Genomic DNA, 362 nt, shown 5'->3' on the forward strand with positions numbered 1-362 from the left:
TTCGGCGGTCTGGCTTTGGTAGTGGGCGGCGTCGGCGACTTTGACTTTGCTGACGCCTTGCAGGCCAGCTGCTTGCTGGGCGGCGGCGCTGCAGCCGGTACCGGCGACGAGAACGTGGATGTCGCCCCCGATTTTCCGGGCGGCGGCGATGGTGTTGAGGGTGGCAGCCTTGAGGCTGGCGTGGTCGTGTTCGGCGATGACAAGAATAGTCATGATCAGATCACCTTGGCTTCGTTCTTGAGTTTGTTGACGAGTTCGGCAACGTCGGCGACCTTGATGCCGGCCGAGCGCTTGGCTGGTTCGGCGACTTTGAGGGTGGTCAGGCGCGGCGTGACATCGACGCCGAGGTCAGCCGGCTTGAC

General features: G+C 63.5%; 1 protein-coding gene and 1 pseudogene. Both read right to left on the bottom strand.

What is annotated here, in order from left to right; all coding sequences use genetic code 11:
- Nucleotides 1-213: adenine nucleotide alpha hydrolase family protein (locus tag AT959_RS14690; RefSeq protein WP_476695859.1), on the bottom strand; the 213-nt coding region annotated here is incomplete at its 3' end.
- Between the two features lie 2 nt (nt 214-215).
- Nucleotides 216-362 (bottom strand): annotated as a pseudogene (locus AT959_RS20635) (electron transfer flavoprotein subunit beta/FixA family protein); the annotation flags it as partial.

This window comes from Dechloromonas denitrificans (assembly GCF_001551835.1).
In the GTDB taxonomy this organism is placed as follows: Bacteria; Pseudomonadota; Gammaproteobacteria; order Burkholderiales; family Rhodocyclaceae; genus Azonexus; species Azonexus denitrificans.